Annotated in this window: 28 protein-coding genes; 3 read left to right on the top strand and 25 right to left on the bottom strand. The window is 65.4% G+C overall.

The window, feature by feature from the left end:
- Positions 1–113 precede the first annotated feature (113 nt).
- The 21 genes from rplO to rpsJ form a co-directional block, all read right to left on the bottom strand.
- Complete coding sequence (rplO, locus tag VH88_RS13330) at positions 114–707, bottom strand: 50S ribosomal protein L15 (protein ID WP_017506044.1); 594 nt, start codon at positions 705–707, stop codon at positions 114–116.
- A 142-nt stretch (positions 708–849) separates the two neighbouring features.
- Entirely contained in the window at positions 850–1,038 is a 189-nt protein-coding gene (rpmD, locus tag VH88_RS13325) for a 50S ribosomal protein L30 (RefSeq protein WP_017506045.1), read from the bottom strand.
- Between the two features lie 3 nt (positions 1,039–1,041).
- A complete protein-coding gene (gene rpsE, locus VH88_RS13320; protein ID WP_017506046.1) occupies positions 1,042–1,650 on the bottom strand; it encodes a 30S ribosomal protein S5 in 609 nt (202 codons plus the stop codon).
- A 12-nt stretch (positions 1,651–1,662) separates the two neighbouring features.
- The gene (gene rplR, locus VH88_RS13315; RefSeq protein ID WP_008259637.1) at positions 1,663–2,019 is read right to left on the bottom strand and encodes a 50S ribosomal protein L18; all 357 of its coding nucleotides are present in this window, start codon (positions 2,017–2,019) and stop codon (positions 1,663–1,665) included.
- A 3-nt stretch (positions 2,020–2,022) separates the two neighbouring features.
- Positions 2,023–2,556: a 50S ribosomal protein L6 gene (gene rplF, locus VH88_RS13310; protein WP_039248561.1), complete on the bottom strand. Its 534-nt coding sequence runs from the start codon at positions 2,554–2,556 to the stop codon at positions 2,023–2,025.
- Position 2,557: 1 nt separating this feature from the next.
- Positions 2,558–2,956 carry a 30S ribosomal protein S8 gene (gene rpsH, locus VH88_RS13305; RefSeq protein WP_008262310.1) on the bottom strand — a complete coding sequence of 133 codons (399 nt, stop codon included), beginning with the start codon at positions 2,954–2,956 and terminating at the stop codon, positions 2,558–2,560.
- Between the two features lie 15 nt (positions 2,957–2,971).
- Positions 2,972–3,277, bottom strand: coding sequence for a 30S ribosomal protein S14 (gene rpsN, locus VH88_RS13300; protein WP_017506048.1), 306 nt, complete (start codon positions 3,275–3,277; stop codon positions 2,972–2,974).
- A gap of 19 nt (positions 3,278–3,296) precedes the next feature.
- Positions 3,297–3,857 carry a 50S ribosomal protein L5 gene (gene rplE, locus VH88_RS13295; RefSeq protein WP_045811678.1) on the bottom strand — a complete coding sequence of 187 codons (561 nt, stop codon included), beginning with the start codon at positions 3,855–3,857 and terminating at the stop codon, positions 3,297–3,299.
- Entirely contained in the window at positions 3,857–4,165 is a 309-nt protein-coding gene (rplX, locus tag VH88_RS13290; protein WP_039248554.1) for a 50S ribosomal protein L24, read from the bottom strand. The genes rplE and rplX overlap by 1 nt, the downstream gene beginning before the upstream one ends.
- 1 nt (position 4,166) lies before the next feature.
- Positions 4,167–4,535: a 50S ribosomal protein L14 gene (gene rplN, locus VH88_RS13285; RefSeq protein ID WP_003164378.1), complete on the bottom strand. Its 369-nt coding sequence runs from the start codon at positions 4,533–4,535 to the stop codon at positions 4,167–4,169.
- Between the two features lie 18 nt (positions 4,536–4,553).
- Complete coding sequence (gene rpsQ / locus VH88_RS13280) at positions 4,554–4,796, bottom strand: 30S ribosomal protein S17 (protein WP_017506051.1); 243 nt, start codon at positions 4,794–4,796, stop codon at positions 4,554–4,556.
- Between the two features lie 10 nt (positions 4,797–4,806).
- A complete protein-coding gene (rpmC, locus tag VH88_RS13275) occupies positions 4,807–5,004 on the bottom strand; it encodes a 50S ribosomal protein L29 (RefSeq protein WP_008263673.1) in 198 nt (65 codons plus the stop codon).
- Positions 5,004–5,444 (bottom strand): 50S ribosomal protein L16, encoded by a 441-nt coding sequence (gene rplP / locus VH88_RS13270; protein WP_017506052.1) that lies wholly within the window; start codon positions 5,442–5,444, stop codon positions 5,004–5,006. The genes rpmC and rplP overlap by 1 nt, the downstream gene beginning before the upstream one ends.
- 3 nt (positions 5,445–5,447) lie before the next feature.
- Positions 5,448–6,203 carry a 30S ribosomal protein S3 gene (rpsC, locus tag VH88_RS13265; RefSeq protein WP_017506053.1) on the bottom strand — a complete coding sequence of 252 codons (756 nt, stop codon included), beginning with the start codon at positions 6,201–6,203 and terminating at the stop codon, positions 5,448–5,450.
- A complete protein-coding gene (rplV, locus tag VH88_RS13260; RefSeq protein WP_017506054.1) occupies positions 6,203–6,583 on the bottom strand; it encodes a 50S ribosomal protein L22 in 381 nt (126 codons plus the stop codon). The genes rpsC and rplV overlap by 1 nt, the downstream gene beginning before the upstream one ends.
- Before the next feature lie 3 nt (positions 6,584–6,586).
- Entirely contained in the window at positions 6,587–6,865 is a 279-nt protein-coding gene (rpsS, locus tag VH88_RS13255) for a 30S ribosomal protein S19 (RefSeq protein ID WP_017506055.1), read from the bottom strand.
- 2 nt (positions 6,866–6,867) lie between these two features.
- Positions 6,868–7,704: a 50S ribosomal protein L2 gene (rplB, locus tag VH88_RS13250; RefSeq protein ID WP_017506056.1), complete on the bottom strand. Its 837-nt coding sequence runs from the start codon at positions 7,702–7,704 to the stop codon at positions 6,868–6,870.
- A gap of 4 nt (positions 7,705–7,708) precedes the next feature.
- Positions 7,709–8,011 carry a 50S ribosomal protein L23 gene (locus VH88_RS13245; protein ID WP_017506057.1) on the bottom strand — a complete coding sequence of 101 codons (303 nt, stop codon included), beginning with the start codon at positions 8,009–8,011 and terminating at the stop codon, positions 7,709–7,711.
- A complete protein-coding gene (rplD, locus tag VH88_RS13240) occupies positions 8,011–8,649 on the bottom strand; it encodes a 50S ribosomal protein L4 (protein ID WP_017506058.1) in 639 nt (212 codons plus the stop codon). The genes VH88_RS13245 and rplD overlap by 1 nt, the downstream gene beginning before the upstream one ends.
- Positions 8,649–9,398, bottom strand: coding sequence for a 50S ribosomal protein L3 (gene rplC / locus VH88_RS13235; protein WP_039248546.1), 750 nt, complete (start codon positions 9,396–9,398; stop codon positions 8,649–8,651). Before rplC ends, rplD begins: the two co-directional genes overlap by 1 nt.
- 21 nt (positions 9,399–9,419) lie before the next feature.
- Positions 9,420–9,725, bottom strand: a complete 306-nt coding sequence (gene rpsJ / locus VH88_RS13230) for a 30S ribosomal protein S10 (protein WP_003164367.1) — start codon at positions 9,723–9,725, stop codon at positions 9,420–9,422.
- 589 nt (positions 9,726–10,314) lie between these two features.
- Between rpsJ and VH88_RS13225 the strand changes: the two genes are divergently transcribed.
- Positions 10,315–11,067, top strand: coding sequence for a porin (locus VH88_RS13225; RefSeq protein ID WP_045811677.1), 753 nt, complete (start codon positions 10,315–10,317; stop codon positions 11,065–11,067).
- 117 nt (positions 11,068–11,184) lie between these two features.
- Here the strand turns inward: VH88_RS13225 and VH88_RS13220 are convergent, their stop codons facing one another.
- From VH88_RS13220 to VH88_RS13210, 3 genes are all read right to left on the bottom strand, one after another.
- Positions 11,185–12,072 (bottom strand): GIN domain-containing protein, encoded by an 888-nt coding sequence (locus VH88_RS13220; protein ID WP_045811676.1) that lies wholly within the window; start codon positions 12,070–12,072, stop codon positions 11,185–11,187.
- Between the two features lie 97 nt (positions 12,073–12,169).
- Positions 12,170–13,084: a transcriptional regulator gene (locus VH88_RS13215; protein WP_045811675.1), complete on the bottom strand. Its 915-nt coding sequence runs from the start codon at positions 13,082–13,084 to the stop codon at positions 12,170–12,172.
- A 10-nt stretch (positions 13,085–13,094) separates the two neighbouring features.
- Complete coding sequence (locus VH88_RS13210; RefSeq protein WP_045811674.1) at positions 13,095–14,255, bottom strand: GNAT family N-acetyltransferase; 1,161 nt, start codon at positions 14,253–14,255, stop codon at positions 13,095–13,097.
- A gap of 149 nt (positions 14,256–14,404) precedes the next feature.
- On the opposite strand from VH88_RS13210, the gene VH88_RS16315 reads away from it, so the two are divergent.
- Positions 14,405–14,566 carry a hypothetical protein gene (locus VH88_RS16315; protein WP_168189939.1) on the top strand — a complete coding sequence of 54 codons (162 nt, stop codon included), beginning with the start codon at positions 14,405–14,407 and terminating at the stop codon, positions 14,564–14,566.
- A gap of 38 nt (positions 14,567–14,604) precedes the next feature.
- Positions 14,605–15,672 carry a L,D-transpeptidase family protein gene (locus tag VH88_RS13205; protein ID WP_045811673.1) on the top strand — a complete coding sequence of 356 codons (1,068 nt, stop codon included), beginning with the start codon at positions 14,605–14,607 and terminating at the stop codon, positions 15,670–15,672.
- Here VH88_RS13205 and VH88_RS13200 read toward each other — a convergent pair.
- The gene (locus VH88_RS13200) at positions 15,669–17,264 is read right to left on the bottom strand and encodes a carboxylesterase/lipase family protein (protein WP_045811672.1); all 1,596 of its coding nucleotides are present in this window, start codon (positions 17,262–17,264) and stop codon (positions 15,669–15,671) included. The two genes, VH88_RS13205 and VH88_RS13200, sit on opposite strands and share 4 nt — an antisense overlap.
- Positions 17,265–17,465 lie beyond the last annotated feature (201 nt).

Raw genomic sequence — 17,465 nt, 5'->3', positions numbered from 1 at the left:
CTGATTGAGTCGTCAGATAGGCGGAAAGCGGCCCTCATGCGAGGGCCGCTTCCGTTCTTTCGTCGTCGCAGATGTAATCAGGTCACGACCTAATCGCCGCGACGACGCGTGACTTAGGCTTTGGCGGCGGTGCGCTTGGTGCGGGCCGAGATCTTGTTCTCGTCGCCGCGCGGCGCCTTGGCGGCCGGAGCCTTGCCCTTGGCGGCGTTGCGCTTCTCGACGCGCGCGGCGGCCTTGGCTTCGGCTTCGATGCGTTGCTCGACGACCGAGCCGCCAGCCGCTTCGATGGCCTTCTTGGCGCCGGCGGTGGCCGACCAGACGACCAGGTTCAGCGCTTGCTTCAGCTCGCCGGTGCCCAGCAGACGCACGCCGTCCTTGACGCGACGGATCACGCCGGCGGCGACCAGGGCGTCGCCCTTCAGTTCCGACTTGGCGTCCAGCTTGCCGGCGTCGACGGCGTCTTGCAGGCGCCACAGGTTCACTTCAGCCAGCTTCAGAGCATTGGCGTTGTTGAAGCCGCGCTTGGGCATGCGCATGTACAGCGGCATTTGGCCGCCTTCGAACCCGCCGATGGCGACGCCCGAACGCGACTTCTGACCCTTGACGCCACGGCCGGCGGTCTTGCCCTTGCCCGATCCGGGGCCACGGCCGACGCGCATGCGCTTCTTGTGGGCGCCTTCGTTGTCGCGGATTTCGTTCAGTTTCATGTGCCTGATCCTTTCGGGTGCTAGCGCCCGGACATTGTCCGGACTCGGCTTGGAAAAAATGAAGGGCCGCTGATAAGCGACCCCTCGGGTATTCGCAAGTGCAGAAACGCCCTCCCCCGGGTTCGGGAGAGGGCGAAACGGCTTACTTCTCGACGATCTCGGTCAGGTGGGCGACCTTGGCGATCATCCCGCGAACCGAAGGCGTGTCTTCCAGGGTCGATTCACGACCCAGGCGGTTCAGACCCAGGCCCACCAGAGTGGCGCGCTGGTCGCTCTTGCGGCGGATCGGCGAACCGGTCTGCTTGACGGTGAGGGTTTTCTTCTCAGCCATGACTTAGGACTCCACGGCTTCGGGCGCCGAGGCGCCGTCGTTGCGGCGGCCCATCAGATCCGCGACCTTCTTGCCGCGCTTGGACGCGACCTGGCGGGGCGAGGACTGGACCTTCAGCGCTTCGAACGTCGCGCGGATCATGTTGTAGGGGTTCGACGAACCGGTCGACTTGCCCACGACGTCCTGGACGCCGAGGGTTTCGAGCACGGCGCGCATCGGACCGCCCGCGATGACGCCGGTCCCGGGAGGGGCGGCCCGCATCATGATCTTGCCGGCGCCCCAACGGCCGTTGCCGTCGTGGTGCAGGGTGCGGTTCTCGCGCAGCGGAACGCGGATCATCGTCTTCTTGGCTTCTTCGGTCGCCTTGCGGATGGCTTCCGGCACTTCGCGCGCCTTGCCGTGACCGAAGCCGACGCGACCCTTGCCGTCGCCGACGACCATCAGGGCTGCGAAGCTGAAGCGACGGCCGCCTTTGACGGTGGCGGCGACGCGGTTGATGTGAACCAGCTTCTCGACGATGTCGGAATCCGGACCATCGACAGCGGGACCGTTGCGGTTGTCACGACGGTTGCGATCGTTGCCGCCGCCGCCGCGTTGGGGTTGTTGCGCCATCTGTCGCGTCCCTTAGAAGTTCAGGCCGGCTTCACGCGCGGCTTCCGCCAGCGCCTTCACCCGTCCATGATAGATGTACTCGCCACGGTCGAAGACGACGTCCTTGACGCCCTTCTCGATGGCACGTTCGGCGATCAGCTTGCCGATCGCGGCGGCCGCAGCCGTGTCCGAACCGCGCTTGCCCTTGCCGCCTTCCAGCGACGAGGCAGCCACGACGGTCACGCCCTGGGCGTCGTCGATGATCTGGGCCGAGATGTTCTTGTCCGAACGGTAGACCGACAGGCGCAGACGACCGTTGGCGACAGCCTTCAGGCGGCGACGCGTGCGCTCCGAGCGACGCTTGGCTTGTTGTCGAAGAGAAAGAGCCATGACTTACTTCTTCTTGCCTTCCTTGCGACGGACGGTCTCGCCCGCATAACGGACGCCCTTGCCCTTATAGGGCTCCGGCGGACGCAGCTTGCGGATGACCGCGGCGATCTGACCGACGGCTTGCTTGTCAGCGCCCGAGATCTTGATCTCGGTCTGCTTCGGCACGGCGAAGCTGACGCCCGACGGCGGAGCGATGTCGACTTCGTGCGAGAAGCCGAGTTGCAGCGACAGGGCGTCGCCCTTCATCGCGGCGCGGTAACCCACGCCGACCAGCTCCAGCGACTTCTCGAAGCCCGAGGTGACGCCCGTGACCATGTTGTCGACCAGGGTGCGCGACAGACCCCACATCGCGCGAGCGCGAGGCGTGTCCGAACGCGGGGTCAGCGACACCTCGTCGCCTTCCTGCTTGACTTCGATCTCGTCGGCGACGGTCCAGGCGCGTTCGCCCTTGGGTCCCTTGACGGTGATGTTCTGGCCGTCGAGCGTGACAGTCACGCCCTTCGGCACGGCGATGGTTTTCTTGCCAATACGGGACATATCAGTAGACCCTGCAGAGGACTTCGCCGCCGACGTTAGCGTCGCGGGCGGAAGCGTCGGACATGACGCCCTTCGAAGTCGAGAGGATCGAGATGCCGAGGCCGTTCTTGACGGGCTTCAGATCGCCGATCGCCGAATAGACGCGGCGGCCCGGCTTGGACACGCGCGCGATCTCAGCGATGACGGGCTGACCGTCGAAGTACTTCAGCTCGATCTCGAACTGCGGAAACTCACCCGGGTTCTGAACCAGGTTGTAGCCGCGGATGTAGCCTTCGTCCTGCAGCACGTCGAGGACGCGCTGGCGCAGACGGGAGGCCGGGGTCAGCACCTTGGAACGCTTGCGGGTCGCCGCGTTCTTGATGCGAGCGATCATGTCGCTCAGGGGATCGTTGATCATCATGTCTGTTCGCTCCCCTTACCAGCTGGACTTCGTCAGGCCGGGAATCTGGCCCAGGTTGCCCAGTTCACGCAGCGCAATACGGCTCATCTTGAGCTTGCGGTAGAACGCCCGCGGACGACCCGTCACTTCGCAGCGGTTGCGAATGCGGCTCGGCGCGGAGTTGCGCGGCAGGGCGGCCAGTTGCAGGCGCGCCTCGAAGCGCTCCTCCAGCGGCAGGTTTTCGTCGTTGGCGGTCGCCTTCAGGGCGGCCCGCTTCGCGGCATACTTCGCAACCAGGGCCTTGACGGCTTCGTTGCGGTTTACGGCGCTTTTCTTAGCCATTGTGCTCTTCCCTTCCCGCTCAGTTCTTCACGAACGGGAACTTGAACTCGGTGAGGAGAGCCTTGGCTTCCTCATCGGTCTTGGCCGTGGTGCAGACGACAATGTCCATGCCCCACATCTGATCGATCTGGTCGTAGTTGATCTCCGGGAACACGATGTGCTCCTTCAGACCCGTGGCGTAGTTGCCGCGACCATCGAAGGACGTGCCCTTCAGACCACGGAAATCCTTCACGCGCGGCAGCGCGATCGTGATGAACCGGTCCAGGAACTCGTACATCTGGTCGCCGCGCAGGGTGACCTTGCCGCCGATGACCATGCCTTCGCGCAGCTTGAAGCCGGCGATGGAGTTACGGGCCTTGGTGGCGACGGCCTTCTGACCGGCGATGGCGGTCAGATCCTTGAGGGCGGTGTTCGCCTTCTTGGAGTCCGCGACGGCTTCGCCGATGCCCATGTTCAGGACGATCTTGTCCAGCTTGGGCACCTGCATTTCGTTCGTGTAGCCGAACTTTTCCTTCATCACCTGGCGGATGCGAACGTGATACTCGTCCTTGAGGCGCGGGGTGTACTTCTCGGTAGCCATCAGATGACGTCTCCCGTCGTCTTGGCGATGCGGACCTTCTTGTCCCCATCGATCTTGAAGCCGACGCGGGTCGCCTTGCCGTTGGCGTCGGCGATCGCGACGTTCGACAGGTGAAGCGAAGCTTCCTTGTTCTTGATGCCGCCCTGCGGGTCAGCCTGGCTCGGGCGCGTGTGGCGCTGAACCATGTTGACGCCTTCGACGAGGACGCGGTTTTCGGTGGGCAGGACCTTCAGCACGTTGCCCGTGCGGCCCTTGTCCTTGCCGGTGAGGACGACGACGCGGTCGCCCTTCTTGATCTTGGCGGCCATGTTACAGGACCTCCGGAGCCAGCGAGATGATCTTCATGTGGTTCTTGGCGCGCAGTTCGCGGGGAACCGGGCCGAAGATCCGCGTGCCGACAGGCTCGTTCTGCTTGTTGACGATGACGGCGGCCGACTTGTCAAAGCGGATGACCGAGCCGTCCTTGCGTTGGATGTCCTTGGCGGTGCGCACGACGATGGCGCGAACGACGTCGCCCTTCTTCACACGGCCGCGCGGAATGGCTTCCTTCACGGAGGCGACGATTGTGTCGCCGATCGAGGCGTAGCGGCGCTTGGAGCCGCCCAACACCTTGATGCACATGACCCGGCGGGCGCCCGAATTATCGGCCACTTCCAGGTTAGTTTGCATCTGGATCATAAGATCAGATCCTTCTGATTACGAGGCGGAGGCGTTGGAAAGAACTTCCCAGCGCTTCAGTTTGGACTTGGGGGCGCACTCGACGATGCGAGCGATGTCGCCGACCTTGAGCGCGTTGGCTTCGTCGTGCGCGTGGTACTTCTTGGACGACCGGACGGTCTTCTTCAGAAGCGGGTGAAGCAGGGTGCGCTCCACCTTCACAACGACAGTCTTCTCGCCCTTGTCGGACACGACCACGCCTTCAAGAATTCGCTTGGGCATATTCGTTTCCTTACGAGGCAGCACGCTTCTCGCGCAGAAGCGTCGAGATGCGAGCGATGTCTTTGCGGACTTCACCAACGCGGTGAGTCTTTTCCATTTGGCCGGTGGCCGCCTGGAAGCGCAGGTTGAACTGTTCCTTCTTGAGCTTCAGCAGCTCGTCGGACAGTTGGTCGGTCGTTTGCGACCGCAGATCGGCGATCTTGGTCATTAGGCGGCAGCCTCCACATGCGCGACGCCGGCGTCGATACGGGTCACGACCTTGGTGCGGACCGGCAGCTTGGCGGCGCCGAGACGGAGTGCTTCGCGGGCGACATCGTCCGGCACGCCGTCGATTTCAAACAGGATGCGGCCCGGGTGGCAACGCGCAGCCCAGTGGTCCACGGCGCCCTTACCCTTACCCATCCGGACTTCGGCCGGCTTGCCCGTGACGGGCAGGTCGGGGAAGACGCGGATCCAGACGCGGCCCTGACGCTTCATCTGGCGCGTGATCGCGCGGCGAGCCGCTTCGATCTGACGCGCGGTGATGCGTTCCGGCTCCAGCGTCTTCAGGCCGTACGACCCGAAGTTCAGCGAGAAACCGCCCTTGGCCGAGCCATGGATCCGGCCCTTGAAGGCCTTGCGGTATTTGGTCTTCTTCGGTTGCAACATGACTTAGTTCTCACGTCCCCGGTCGCGACGCGGACCGCGGTCGCCACGGGGGCCGCCGCGTTCGCGGCCTTCGTTCGAGGACGGACCCGACGCTTCCTGGGCCCAACGCTTGTCCTGCGCCATGGGATCGTGCTCCAGCACTTCACCCTTAAAGACCCAGACCTTCACGCCGATGATGCCGTAGGTCGTCTTGGCTTCGTAGAAGCCATAGTCGATGTCGGCGCGCAGCGTGTGAAGCGGCACGCGACCTTCGCGGTACCATTCCATACGTGCGATTTCCGCGCCGCCCAGACGACCCGAGACATTCATGCGAATGCCCTTGGCGCCCAGACGCATGGCCGACTGCATCGAACGCTTCATAGCGCGACGGAAGGCCACGCGGCGCTCCAGCTGCTGCGCGATGTTCTCGGCGATCAGCTGCGCATCGGTTTCCGGCTTGCGGACTTCGATGATGTTCAGGTGAACTTCACCCTCGGTGCGCGCCGAGATGTCCTTGCGGAGCTTCTCGATGTCGGCGCCCTTCTTGCCGATCACGACGCCCGGACGGGCGGCGTAGATGGTGATGCGGCACTTCTTGTGCGGGCGCTCGATGATGATGCGCGACACGCCGGCGGCGGCCAGGCGTTCCCGCAGCCACTCGCGCAGCTTCAGGTCCTGGTGCAGCAGGCGGGAATAGTCCGCGCCGGCGGCGAACCAGCGGCTGTCCCACGTGCGGTTCACGCCGAGGCGCAGACCAACCGGATTGATTTTCTGTCCCATCAGGCGGCCTCGCCGGCTTCACGGACCACGATGGTGATCTCGCTGAACGGTTTCAGGATGCGCGACGAACGACCGCGAGCACGGCTCGCGAAACGCTTCATCACCAGGTTCTTGCCCACGAAGGCCTCGGCGACGACCAGATTGTCGATGTCGAGGTTGTGGTTGTTCTCGGCGTTCGAGATCGCCGAATACAGGACCTTGCGGACGTCGCCGGCGATGCGCTTACGGCTGAATTCCAGCTCGTTCAGCGCCTTCTGGACCGGCATGCCGCGGATCGAAGCGGCGACCAGGTTCAGCTTTTGCGGGCTGATGCGCACGTTGACCAGCTTGGCGCGGGCCTCGGTCGGGGCGACCCGACGCTCGTTTTTTGTCTGGGCCATCGGTTACTTCCTTTTGGCCTTCTTGTCCGCCGCGTGACCCGGGAAGTTCCGGGTCGGGGCGAACTCGCCGAGCTTCATGCCGACCATCTCTTCCGAGACCGACACGGGCACGTGCTTCTGACCGTTATGGACGCCGAACGTCAGACCGACGAACTGCGGCAGGATGGTGGAGCGGCGCGACCAGGTCTTGATCACGTCCTTGCGGCCCGACGATTGAACGGCGTCGGCCTTCTTGAGCAGATACCCGTCGACAAACGGGCCTTTCCAGGAGGAGCGGGCCATTCTTAGCGAGCCTTCTTAACGTGGCGGGTACGGATGATGTACTTGTCCGTAGCCTTGTTCTTGCGGGTACGAGTGCCCTTGGTGTCCTTACCCCACGGCGTGACGGGGGTGCGACCACCAGAGGTCCGGCCTTCACCACCACCATGCGGGTGGTCGATCGGGTTCATGGCGACGCCGCGAACGTGCGGACGCCAGCCCATGTGACGCTTGCGACCGGCCTTGCCCAGGTTCTGGTTCATGTGGTCGGGGTTCGAAACCGCGCCCACCGTGGCGATGCAGCCGTCCAGGACCATGCGCAGTTCGCCCGAGCCGAGACGGATCTGGGCGTAGCCCTGATCGCGACCGACCAACTGGGCGTAGGCGCCGGCCGAACGGGCCAACTGGGCGCCCTTGCCCGGCTTCATTTCAATGTTGTGGATGATCGTACCCACCGGCATCGAACGAAGCGGCATGGCGTTGCCCGGCTTCACGTCGGTCTTTTCGCCCGCGACGATCGTGTCGCCCGCCTTAAGGCGTTGCGGCGCGATGATGTAGGTCTTCTCGCCGTCGGCATAGGTGACCAGGGCGATGAAGGCCGTGCGGTTCGGGTCGTATTCCAGACGCTCGACCGTGCCGACCATGTCCCACTTGCGACGCTTGAAGTCGATCTTGCGGTACAGGGTCTTGGCGCCGCCGCCGCGGAAGCGGACCGCGATGCGACCGCCCTGCCCGCGTCCGCCCGACTTGGTCAGGCCTTCGGTCAGCGACTTTTCCGGACGGCCCTTGTGGAGTTCCGAACGGTCGACCAGCACGAGGGCGCGACGGCCCGGCGAAGTCGGATTGTAGGTTTTCAAGGCCATCTGATCAGAGCCCCGTGGTGACGTCGATCGACTGGCCGTCGGCCAGCGTCACGATCGCTTTTTTGATGTCGACGCGACGACCCAGGATGCCCCGGAAGCGCTTGGTCTTGCCCTTTTGAACCAAGGTGTTGACCTTGACGACGTTGACTTTGAACAGGCTTTCGACCGCAGCGGCGATCTCGTCCTTGGACGCCGTGTCGGCGACGCGGAAGACGACCTTGTTCTGCTCGGACAGGATCGTGGCCTTTTCGGTGATCACCGGGGCCAGGATGGTGTCGTAGTGCTTGGCGGTAGGTTGAGCGGCCATTACGCGGCTTCCTTATCGCTGAAGCGGGCTTCGATGGCCTCGATGGCGGCCTTCGTCAGCACCAGCTTGTCAGCCCGCAGGATGTCATAGACGTTCAGGCCGGCGTTCGGCAGCACGTCGATGTGCGGGATGTTGCGTGCGGCCAGGCCGAAGTTCGTGTCGACTTCGGGACCCGCGATGATGAGAGCCTTGGTCCAGCCCAGCTTGCCGAGCGTTTCGCGCAGCGAAGCGGTCTTGGCTTCCTTGACCGAGACGGTGTCGACCACGATCAGGTCGCCCGACTTGGCCTTGGAAGACAGGGCGTGACGCAGAGCCAGGGCGCGGATCTTCTTCGGCAGCGAGAAGCCGTGATCGCGAACGATCGGGCCGAAGGCGCGCGAACCGCCGACGAACTGCGGTGCACGGCGCGAACCGTGACGAGCGCCGCCGGTGCCCTTTTGCTTGTACATCTTCTTACCCGTACGAGAGTTCTCGTTGCGGGTTTGAACCTTGTGCGTACCGGCGCGGCGCTTGGCCAGTTGCCAGTTGACGGTGCGGGCCAGAATGTCGCCGCGGATGTCGGAGATGCCGAAGACGGCGTCCGACAGTTCCACGTCGCCAGCAGCCTTGCCGTCGAGTTGGATGACAGAGAGTTTCATTACGCTTCACCGCCTTCGGTCGCTTCGACGGGGGCTTCTTCAGCCGGGGTCGAGGCGGGTTGAGCAGCAGACTTGCTCGACTTCAGCGCGCCGGGGAACGGAGCGTCGGCCGGGCGAGCCTTCTTGATGGCGTCGCGAACCTTGACGTAGCTGCCGTCGTGACCGGGGACGGCGCCCTTGATCAGGATCAGGCCACGCTCGGCGTCCACGCGGACGACGGTCAGGTTCTGGGTGGTGACGGTTTCGGCGCCGTAGTGGCCGGCCATCTTCTTGCCGGGGAACGTGCGACCCGGGTCCTGACGGTTACCCGTCGAACCGTGCGAACGGTGCGAGACCGAAACGCCGTGGGTGGCGCGAAGGCCGCCGAAGTTCCAGCGCTTCATGGCGCCGGCGAAACCCTTACCGATGGTCTCGCCCTGGATGTCGACCTTCTGACCCACCAGGAAGTGTTCGGCCGACAGTTCGGCGCCCACGTCCAGCAGACCGTCCGCATCGACGCGGAACTCGGTCACATAGGCTTTCGGTTCGACTTCCGCCTTGGCGAAGGTCTCGCGTTGAGCCTTGTTGGTGTTCTTAGCCTTCTTCGTGCCAGCGCCCAGCTGGAGAGCGACGTAGCCGTCACGCTCCTGGGTACGTTGGCCGACGACTTGGCAGCCGTCGAGCTGCAGCACAGTGACCGGTACGTGCGCGCCGTCATCGGCGAACACGCGGGTCATGCCCAGCTTCTTGGCGATCACGCCCGTGCGCATCGGATCCCGCCTCTTTCTACTTTAAATCTTGATCTCGACGTCCACGCCGGCGGACAGGTCGAGCTTCATGAGCGCGTCCACGGTCTGCGGGGTGGGGTCGACGATGTCGAGCACGCGTTTGTGCGTGCGGATTTCAAACTGCTCACGCGACTTCTTATCGACGTGCGGAGAGCGGTTCACGGTGAACTTCTCGATCAGGGTCGGCAGCGGAATCGGACCGCGAACGGTCGCGCCGGTGCGCTTGGCGGTATTAACGATCTCGCGCGTCGAAAAATCGAGGACGCGGTGATCAAAGGCCTTGAGCCTGATGCGGATGCTTTGATCCATATCGGTGCTTACTTCCAATGCGGTCGGAGGACCGCGTCCCTGTGAACCATTTCAAAGACCGAAGGCCTTCGGGCAAAAAGCCCTCAGGGAACGCAAATCCGCAAAAACGATCGGCCCACGCAGTTGCCCGCGAAGGCCGTTGATATCCCAAGAAGCTGCAAAGAACAGTGACTTAGGTCGTTCTTGCGAACCGCGTTTGCAGCGAACTGCACAGCCGGTCCAACAAGAGTGGTGGCTTATGCCTATCGATTCTGATTTCGTCAAGCGCGCAAACCCGGGCTGAGACAGGATTTCGACGCGGTCTTCCCCGAGGGCTGCGCACGGCGCGACGACACATTCGGGGGCGACGTCGGCGCGTTGCACGCCCTCTTTATAGTGGATGAGCGCGGCTGCGGCGCGCGATTAACGACTTGCCCCACAGATCGCCAAGTCGTGACACATTCTGGCCGCAACGCGTGGCTGTTGCGCAACAACCTTGCCATCCCAAGCCAATCGAACGTCGGTTTATTGCTCCGCTTCGTCTTAGCCTGATAGCAGCGCCCCTCCCCGGACCCCCATCCGGGTGCAGACTGCTAAGGACAAAAGAAAAATGAAGACGATCCTCCTCGCCACGGCCGCCGCCGCCCTGTTCGCCGCCCCGGCCTTCGCCCAAGACGCCATCGGTTCGGTCGGCGTGACCTATTCCAACCCGTCGATCGAAGTCGCCGGCGACGACGTCGACGCCGACGTCTGGACCGTTGACGGCTCGGTCGCCCTGCCGGCCCAGGACTGGACCGTCACCCTGAACGGCGCGATCGACTACACCAAGGCCTTCGGCGAAGAAGACGTCAACGGCGCCGCCGCCGCTCACCTGACCAAGATGTGGTCCTCCGACGTCCGCGCCGGCGCCTTCGTCGCCGCCAACGGCATCGGCAGCGGCAACGAGCCGATCTGGACCGTCGGCGCCGAAGCGCAGAAGTATCTGTCGAACGCCACCCTGACCGGCCAAGTCGCCTACACGACCGCCGACAACGTTGACGCCGACATCTGGACCGTCGGCGCCGACGCCGCCTTCTACGTCATGCCGAACCTGCGCCTGAACGCCGGCGTCGCCTACAACAACGTCGATTTCTCGGGCGGCGACACCGACGCCTGGACCTACGGCGTGGGCGCCGAATACGAGTTCGAGAACACCCCGTTCTCGCTGGGCGCCGCCTACACCCGCGCCGACATCGATTCGCTGGACGTCGACACCTGGTCGGTCGGCCTGCGCTACTCGTTCGGCGGCGGTCTGCAAGCGCGTGACCGCGCCGGCGCCAACCTGGGCGTCTCGGCCATCTCCAGCGTCCTGAGCGTCTTCTAAGCGTCTCGGACCTGATCCATGCGAAGAGCCCCGGCGGAGCGATCCGCCGGGGCTTTTTGTTTGACCGGAAAAGACCCCCGGGGTTCCACGACCGGGGGCCTTCTCGTCGCTCGGGTCTTATCGCCCGATCTGCAGGGTTCCCGATCCGACGACGGAGCGAGAAACCGATCCCGTGGCCGAGGCGACGCGGACGCTGCCCGATCCGGCGATCGCCACGTCAAGGTCGCGCGTGGCGCCGCCGTAGCGAACATCGCCCGAGCCGCCGATGGCGACCGACAGCTTGTCCATTCGGCCCTGCCGTACGTTCACACCGCCCGAGCCGCCGATGGACAGTTCGCTGCGTCCGCCGGCGCTGGCTACCTCGACATTGCCCGATCCGCCGACAGCCGCCTTCAGGGCTCCGGTCGCCCCGGCTGAGATGGAGCCCGATCCGCCGACGCTAGCGTTCAGCGATCGCGACGTTCCCGCGCGGATCGCGCCCGAGCCCCCAAGTCCCAGTTCCAGATCGCCATCCACATTGGCCACGTTCCAGTTGCCGCAGCCGCCATTGTCCAACTCGACCGACCGCGCGCCGCGTCCGACCGAGCCGAAGACCGCGCCGCTGGCGCTGACATCCACCGCGCGCGGCGTGCGCACGACGATCAAAGGCGCGTCCTCCAGACGGATGCGGCCCAGGTCGCGCACCTCGACCGTCGCGCCCTGCCCCGGCTGGCTCGCATCGCTGCGACCGGAGTTGCAGCCACGAATGGCGCTGTTGCCGCCCCACATGCCGTTACGGCGCAGGCCGCCGTCGATCTTGACGTCGTTGCCGTCGCGGCGAACCTGGATGGCCGGCAAGCGCGTCTGGCCTTGGGTGACCTCGACGCCAATATCCTGACGATCCTCGACGATGACCACCACGCGGGCGACGGCGTTGCGGATCTCGACCTCGGCGGCCGAAGCGGGCGCGGCGACGAACCCGGTCAGGGTGGCGACGGCGGCGGCGGCGATCAGTGCGGTTTTCATGAGCGGTGTTCCCTTCCCGAATGTGAGGCGAAGGTGCGCGCCGCCCGCGCCCAAGTCATTTTAACTCGAGGTCATGAACTCGAATTAACACCCGAGCTTATGACGTCGCGTTCAGCGCGCCCGCGCCATCCTCCGCGCCGATCTCCGGCTCGAAGTCGCGCTCGAAGTTGGCGATCTTGCTCTTCATCGCGCCCGCCTTCTTCAGCGCCAGCGACGCGGCCCAGCGCGCCGCCAGCTCCGGCGTCGTCATGCCGTCGGTGAAGCGCGGCCGCCCGCCCCGGCTGCGGATCACCGCATTGGTGAACAGCGCGCCGTTGCGGAACCGCGACGGCCAGGTCTGGAAATCCATCGACAGGCTGACGCAGAAGCGGTCCAGATTCTCCACCCGATGCGGCGCGTACAGCGGCCAGGTCAGGGCGCGACCTGGCTCCAGATCCATGACCTGCGCATCCTGTTCGAACGCCAGCGTGTAAGGCAGTTCCTCGGTCGTCTGACGCGCGACCACCTGTTCCATATTCCGCTCGGGCAGATGGCCCTCGTCGCCGGGATAGACGAACAGCCGCTTGCGCCCACGCAGGTGGAACAGCACCACGCCCGCCGCGTCGAAATGATAGGGCACCCGCGCCTTGGGCGACGACAGGATCAGTTGCCCCGCGTTCCGCACCGCCCGCATTCCCGGATAGGTCGCTTGGATCGCGGCGAAGTCCTTCATCGCCGCCGCCCACAGCTCGGGCCAGCCCGTCTCGACCCCACGCAGATTGACCCACAGCCGGCCCTGTTTGATCGCCCCCAGCAGTTTCTCGCCCGACAGCCGCCCGCGCGCGCCGGTGCGCAAGAACACCTGACCCTCGTCGTCATAGTCATACAGATTGATGTCGAACAGCTCGGCCGGATAGCGATCCAGCACGGCGGCCAGCGCCGCGTCCTCGGCAAACCCTTGCTCGATCAGGGTGTGGGCATGGGTCTTGGCCTCGGCGATCGGGCCGGGATAGCGTGTGCGACGTTGGGTCATGCCGATATTCTCAAACGTGGGCGACGCGCGCCGGCGTCTTCTTTTTCGCAGCCGCCTTCTGGACGGCCGACCTTGCGGCGACCGCCGCGCCCCTCAGCCGCCCGACCGGCGTCGCCTCGCAGGCTTCGATGGTGGCCCAGCGCCGACGCAGCGACGCCCGCACCGCCTCGCCGCGCCCGCCCGCCTTGTTCAACGCCGCCACTGTGATGTCGCCCAGCGCCTGGGTCACGCCGGGCTGCATCACCACGGCTTCGCGCACCGTCTGGCGCGCGTTGACGAAATACTTCTTGTAGGTCTCGCCCTCGAAGCCGAAGTCGAACACCCGGAAACCCTCGGCCGCCGCCAGCCGCATCGTGTCCATGCTCAGCAAGATGCCCGGCGAGCACCGCGCCAGCGTCGGCTCATAGGCCGGGAACCAGAAATGGTAATGCCGCCCGGCGTGCAGCGAGAACTCGATCGCGACCAGCTTGTCGCCCGCATGCATCGCCGCCATCGAGGCGCCGAAGTCTTCTCGCATCTCGCTCATCAGCGCGTGGAGCAGATCCCGCGTCCAACCGCAGGCGAAGATGTCGTGCAGGCCCGAGCGCCGATACTGCCCCGCCTTCAGCGCGATCAGATGATCCAGCAGCGCCGGATCTCTGCGACCCCGCTCCACCCGGATCGGCCCCAGTTCGGCCTCCAGGCTGCGGCGCGCCCGCTCCTTGTCCTTGAAATATTTGCCGAAGGTCTTTCGACGCTCGGCGTACCAGTCGTCATAGCCCGCTTCGGGCATGGCCACCTGCACGGTCTCACGCGCCTGGCCCGTTTCGCCCGCGCCGATCCAGCCGGGCACGTTCAGCCGCTTGGCTTTCAACAGCCGCGCCACCTCTTCCAACGTGATCGTCTCGTCCGCGGGGGCGATGACGCCATGATAGTCGTTCATGGGCGCGCCCAGCGGCTGAACTGCTCCGCCACGTCGCTGATGCGGGAAAAAGCCGACGATCTCACCGTCCCGTCTGAACACGGCGATCGCCGCGCCGGGGCAGACCCGCGAGGCGATCTCGGCATAGTCCCATCGGAAATAGGGGCTGGCCAGATCAGGATTGCCAGCCGTCCACGCACGCCACAGGGCGACGGCGGCAGCGTCCATCGCCGCCGCGTCCATGATCTCGACCTGCAGCATTCCGGCCATACGCATCCTCTTAGGGCCCTGCGAAGCAAGGTCCATTCCAGACCGCATCCTGCCCCATGCGTGTTTCATCAGGGTTCACCGGCATGGTGAACGCGCGTTGACGGAGCCGCGGTCGCCCTGGCGCGTTTGAGTGACCCAAGGAGAAGACCATGACCGATCAGCGCCCTGACAGCCAAGCCGTCGAGAACGAAAACCTGCGACCGGACGGCGAAGGCCAGCCTCCGCGTCCGGCGACTGAGCCCAAGGGTTCGAAGGACTCGTCCAACTCCGGCGAAACCGAAACCGACCCCGCGACCGGCGAACCGAACTGAACGCCGACCACCTGCACTCACCGTCTCGAAAGTCTCTTATGAACCGTCCCGCCTACCTCGCCGCACTCGCTGTTCTCGCTCTGGGCGCCTGTTCGCCGAAGGAAGAGAACACAGCCGCCCCAGCGGCGCAGACGGCCGAGGCCGGGCAAGTGGGCCAAACCGGCCCGCTCTCTCGTGACGCCATCGAGAACACCGCCTACGCGGCGTCGCCTAGCGCGCAAGCGGGCCAGCCGGCTACCCCGAATGCCGCCCAGCAGCAGCCGCAACCCGCCCTGATCCGCGCCCAAGTTCTGCTGGAACGCGCCCGCTTCTCGCCCGGCGCGATCGACGGCCTGGCGGGGTCGAACATGCGTCAGGCGATCTCGGCGTTTCAGGAAGCGAACGGCATGACGGTGAACGGCCAGCTGAACGCCGACGTGATGGGCCGACTGCGCGCCGCCGCCGGACCGGGCGCCGTGACCACCACCTACACCATCACTCAGCAGGACATCGCCGGACCCTACCTCGGCGTCGTTCCCACGGAGTTGGAAGCTCAGGGTCAGGCGGCCCACATGGGTTACGCCAATATCGTCGAGGCCTTGGCCGAGCGCTTCCACGTCACCGAGGCCTTGCTGCGCGCCATGAACCCCGGCGCCGACTTCAATCGCGTGGGCCAGGGCCTGCTTGTCCCCGCCGTCAACACCGCCCCCCTGCCCGCCGACGTGGACCACATCGACGTCGATAAGAGCGAAGGCTCGGTCAAGGCGTTCGACGCCGACGGCAAGCTGATCGCCTACTTCCCCGCCACCATCGGCAGCGGCGACAACCCGACGCCAACCGGCACGGTCAAGGTCAACGGCGTGGCGCGGAACCCGGACTACACCTACGACCCGTCGAAACTCAGCTATGGCGACGGCAAGAAGAAGGTCGTCGTCAAACCCGGCCCGAACAATCCGGTGGGGGTCGTCTGGATCGATCTGAACAAGCCTAGCTACGGCATCCACGGCACGCCGGACCCGCATCTGGTCGGCAAGACCGCCTCGCACGGCTGCGTGCGCCTGACCAACTGGGACGCCTGGATGCTGGCCGACAAGGTCAAGCCGGGCGTCACCGTCCGCTTTATCTAGTGGACGGCGCCGAACGGCGTCCCGTCCCAGAAGTCGCAGTGATGGCGTTCGAAGAAGCCGTCGTCCATGATATCGCCCTCCGACTTGAACACCCGCACCGGCCCCGCACCCTCGACGCGGGGCCATTCGGCGGCGAAGGCCGAACTTCCGAACGTCGCCCACAACCTTTGCATCCGCTCCGACAGCGCCTTCTGCTCCGGCGTGAACCGCTTGGGATCAGCGAACACCCAGCGGGTTCCGTACACATAGGCCAGCTCGCTGGCGTGATAGGCGCCCAGGTCCAGACCGACGATCCAGTCAGGCAGCACGAATGGCGCCTCGCGATCGGCGAACTCATACCCCCACACCGGCACATGCTGGGCCAAAAGGCGTCGCAAGGCCTGTGAAGGACAGGCGAACCTCTGGTCCGTGAAGTTGGCAGCGATGGCATAGGCGGGCCCGTCCTCACCCACCGGATAGCGCGCCAACACTCGCTCGCCCTGGTCGCCGTACATCCAGATCGTCTCCTTCTGATAGCGATCCATGTCCTGCACCTCGTTGGCGAACAGCCGCCCCTCATCGAGGTTCGTCCCGACGAGGACGGGCACGCGCGTGAACCGCCCCTCGCGGATCGCGACCGCCGGGCTTTCCGGCACGGTGGCGTCCGTGTGCACCGGTCCCCACGATCCTGGCCCGTTGATGCCCGCTCTCAATGACGCCGCCCGCGACAGCCGCCAGGCCGGAAGCGCCTTCAGGCACGCGATCTGATCCTCGCCCGTGCAGCCCAGCCTTTCGGCGAACATCGGCCCCGACTGGGCCGCGTCCTGCGCCCTGACCAGGGACGACGGCTCCAGGCACCCGCCGCTCTGCATGATGACCCGTTGATACAGCCCCTCCGATTGCGGCGACGCCATCAGGTAGCAGGCCGTCCACGCGCCCGCGCTCTCGGCGAACAGGGTGACGTCCCCCGGATCGCCGCCGAAGGCCGCAATGTTCCGATGTACCCACTTCAGCGCCGCCTGCTGATCCATCAGGCCGAAGTTGCCGCCGAAGCCTTCGCCGGTCGCCTGAAACCCCGGATGCGCCAGCCAGCCCAATGCGCCGAGCCGATAGTTCATCGTCACGACCACCCGCCCCTGCTCGCGCGCCAGTTTCGACGGATCGTAGTTGGCGCCCGCCCCCACGGTGAATGCGCCGCCCGGAATATAGACCATCACCGGCCGCGCCTCGGCCGCGTCTCCGCCCGGCGCATAGATGTTCAGATACAGACAGTCCTCGGACCCGACCACGATCCCGCCGCCGCCGCCCAGGATCGAACGACGCCCGAGCGCCTGGGTGCAGTCCGATCCGATCCGCGTCACATCCCGAACGCCCTGCCAGGCCTCAACCGGCTGCGGCGCGCGCCAGCGCAGATCGCCGACCGGCGGCGCCGCGAACGGCACGCCCAGAAACGCGCGCGTCCCCGCCCCCGCGACGCCGCGCACCATCCCGGCTTCGGTCGTCGCCAATATCGGCTCGGCGTCCTTGGCGAACCGCAACTGATCAACCTTGCCGGGATGAGTGGCGCAGGCCGACAGGGCGACAAGGCACGCAAGCAACGAAATCAGACGCATCGTGAACCTTGGCTGTTGGGCAGACGATATCAACGCCCGAGCGTCCGGCCCGTTGCGGGCGTGTATGCTTCCCAAACAGCAAAACAGCCCCCGGATGGCTCCGGAGGCCGCTCTGTTACGCGACTTTGTCTTTGGCCTATGCGCGCCTCGTGGAGGCGCACGGCTTGAGGCCGTTTGGCTTAGGCGATGATCTTGGCCACG

Origin of the sequence: Brevundimonas sp. KM4 (genome assembly GCF_000964075.1) — a bacterium.
In the GTDB taxonomy this organism is placed as follows: domain Bacteria; phylum Pseudomonadota; class Alphaproteobacteria; order Caulobacterales; family Caulobacteraceae; genus Brevundimonas; species Brevundimonas huaxiensis.
The sequence above is the reverse complement of the archived record's forward strand: the minus strand, read 5'-3'. Positions and strand labels throughout refer to the sequence as shown.

What these genes read in the sequence shown, in the direction of transcription:
- rplO (WP_017506044.1), bottom strand. Translation starts at nt 707, where the DNA reads ATGAAACTGAACGAAATCCGCGACAACGAAGGCGCCCACAAGAAGCGC.
- rpmD (WP_017506045.1), bottom strand. Translation starts at nt 1,038, where the DNA reads ATGGCTGAGAAGAAAACCCTCACCGTCAAGCAGACCGGTTCGCCGATC.
- rpsE (WP_017506046.1), bottom strand. Translation starts at nt 1,650, where the DNA reads ATGGCGCAACAACCCCAACGCGGCGGCGGCGGCAACGATCGCAACCGT.
- rplR (WP_008259637.1), bottom strand. Translation starts at nt 2,019, where the DNA reads ATGGCTCTTTCTCTTCGACAACAAGCCAAGCGTCGCTCGGAGCGCACG.
- rplF (WP_039248561.1), bottom strand. Translation starts at nt 2,556, where the DNA reads ATGTCCCGTATTGGCAAGAAAACCATCGCCGTGCCGAAGGGCGTGACT.
- rpsH (WP_008262310.1), bottom strand. Translation starts at nt 2,956, where the DNA reads ATGATGATCAACGATCCCCTGAGCGACATGATCGCTCGCATCAAGAAC.
- rpsN (WP_017506048.1), bottom strand. Translation starts at nt 3,277, where the DNA reads ATGGCTAAGAAAAGCGCCGTAAACCGCAACGAAGCCGTCAAGGCCCTG.
- rplE (WP_045811678.1), bottom strand. Translation starts at nt 3,857, where the DNA reads ATGGCTACCGAGAAGTACACCCCGCGCCTCAAGGACGAGTATCACGTT.
- rplX (WP_039248554.1), bottom strand. Translation starts at nt 4,165, where the DNA reads ATGGCCGCCAAGATCAAGAAGGGCGACCGCGTCGTCGTCCTCACCGGC.
- rplN (WP_003164378.1), bottom strand. Translation starts at nt 4,535, where the DNA reads ATGATCCAGATGCAAACTAACCTGGAAGTGGCCGATAATTCGGGCGCC.
- rpsQ (WP_017506051.1), bottom strand. Translation starts at nt 4,796, where the DNA reads ATGCCCAAGCGAATTCTTGAAGGCGTGGTCGTGTCCGACAAGGGCGAG.
- rpmC (WP_008263673.1), bottom strand. Translation starts at nt 5,004, where the DNA reads ATGACCAAGATCGCCGATCTGCGGTCGCAAACGACCGACCAACTGTCC.
- rplP (WP_017506052.1), bottom strand. Translation starts at nt 5,444, where the DNA reads ATGTTGCAACCGAAGAAGACCAAATACCGCAAGGCCTTCAAGGGCCGG.
- rpsC (WP_017506053.1), bottom strand. Translation starts at nt 6,203, where the DNA reads ATGGGACAGAAAATCAATCCGGTTGGTCTGCGCCTCGGCGTGAACCGC.
- rplV (WP_017506054.1), bottom strand. Translation starts at nt 6,583, where the DNA reads ATGGCCCAGACAAAAAACGAGCGTCGGGTCGCCCCGACCGAGGCCCGC.
- rpsS (WP_017506055.1), bottom strand. Translation starts at nt 6,865, where the DNA reads ATGGCCCGCTCCTCCTGGAAAGGCCCGTTTGTCGACGGGTATCTGCTC.
- rplB (WP_017506056.1), bottom strand. Translation starts at nt 7,704, where the DNA reads ATGGCCTTGAAAACCTACAATCCGACTTCGCCGGGCCGTCGCGCCCTC.
- VH88_RS13245 (WP_017506057.1), bottom strand. Translation starts at nt 8,011, where the DNA reads ATGGCCGCTCAACCTACCGCCAAGCACTACGACACCATCCTGGCCCCG.
- rplD (WP_017506058.1), bottom strand. Translation starts at nt 8,649, where the DNA reads ATGAAACTCTCTGTCATCCAACTCGACGGCAAGGCTGCTGGCGACGTG.
- rplC (WP_039248546.1), bottom strand. Translation starts at nt 9,398, where the DNA reads ATGCGCACGGGCGTGATCGCCAAGAAGCTGGGCATGACCCGCGTGTTC.
- rpsJ (WP_003164367.1), bottom strand. Translation starts at nt 9,725, where the DNA reads ATGGATCAAAGCATCCGCATCAGGCTCAAGGCCTTTGATCACCGCGTC.
- VH88_RS13225 (WP_045811677.1), top strand. Translation starts at nt 10,315, where the DNA reads ATGAAGACGATCCTCCTCGCCACGGCCGCCGCCGCCCTGTTCGCCGCC.
- VH88_RS13220 (WP_045811676.1), bottom strand. Translation starts at nt 12,072, where the DNA reads ATGAAAACCGCACTGATCGCCGCCGCCGCCGTCGCCACCCTGACCGGG.
- VH88_RS13215 (WP_045811675.1), bottom strand. Translation starts at nt 13,084, where the DNA reads ATGACCCAACGTCGCACACGCTATCCCGGCCCGATCGCCGAGGCCAAG.
- VH88_RS13210 (WP_045811674.1), bottom strand. Translation starts at nt 14,255, where the DNA reads ATGGCCGGAATGCTGCAGGTCGAGATCATGGACGCGGCGGCGATGGAC.
- VH88_RS16315 (WP_168189939.1), top strand. Translation starts at nt 14,405, where the DNA reads ATGACCGATCAGCGCCCTGACAGCCAAGCCGTCGAGAACGAAAACCTG.
- VH88_RS13205 (WP_045811673.1), top strand. Translation starts at nt 14,605, where the DNA reads ATGAACCGTCCCGCCTACCTCGCCGCACTCGCTGTTCTCGCTCTGGGC.
- VH88_RS13200 (WP_045811672.1), bottom strand. Translation starts at nt 17,264, where the DNA reads ATGCGTCTGATTTCGTTGCTTGCGTGCCTTGTCGCCCTGTCGGCCTGC.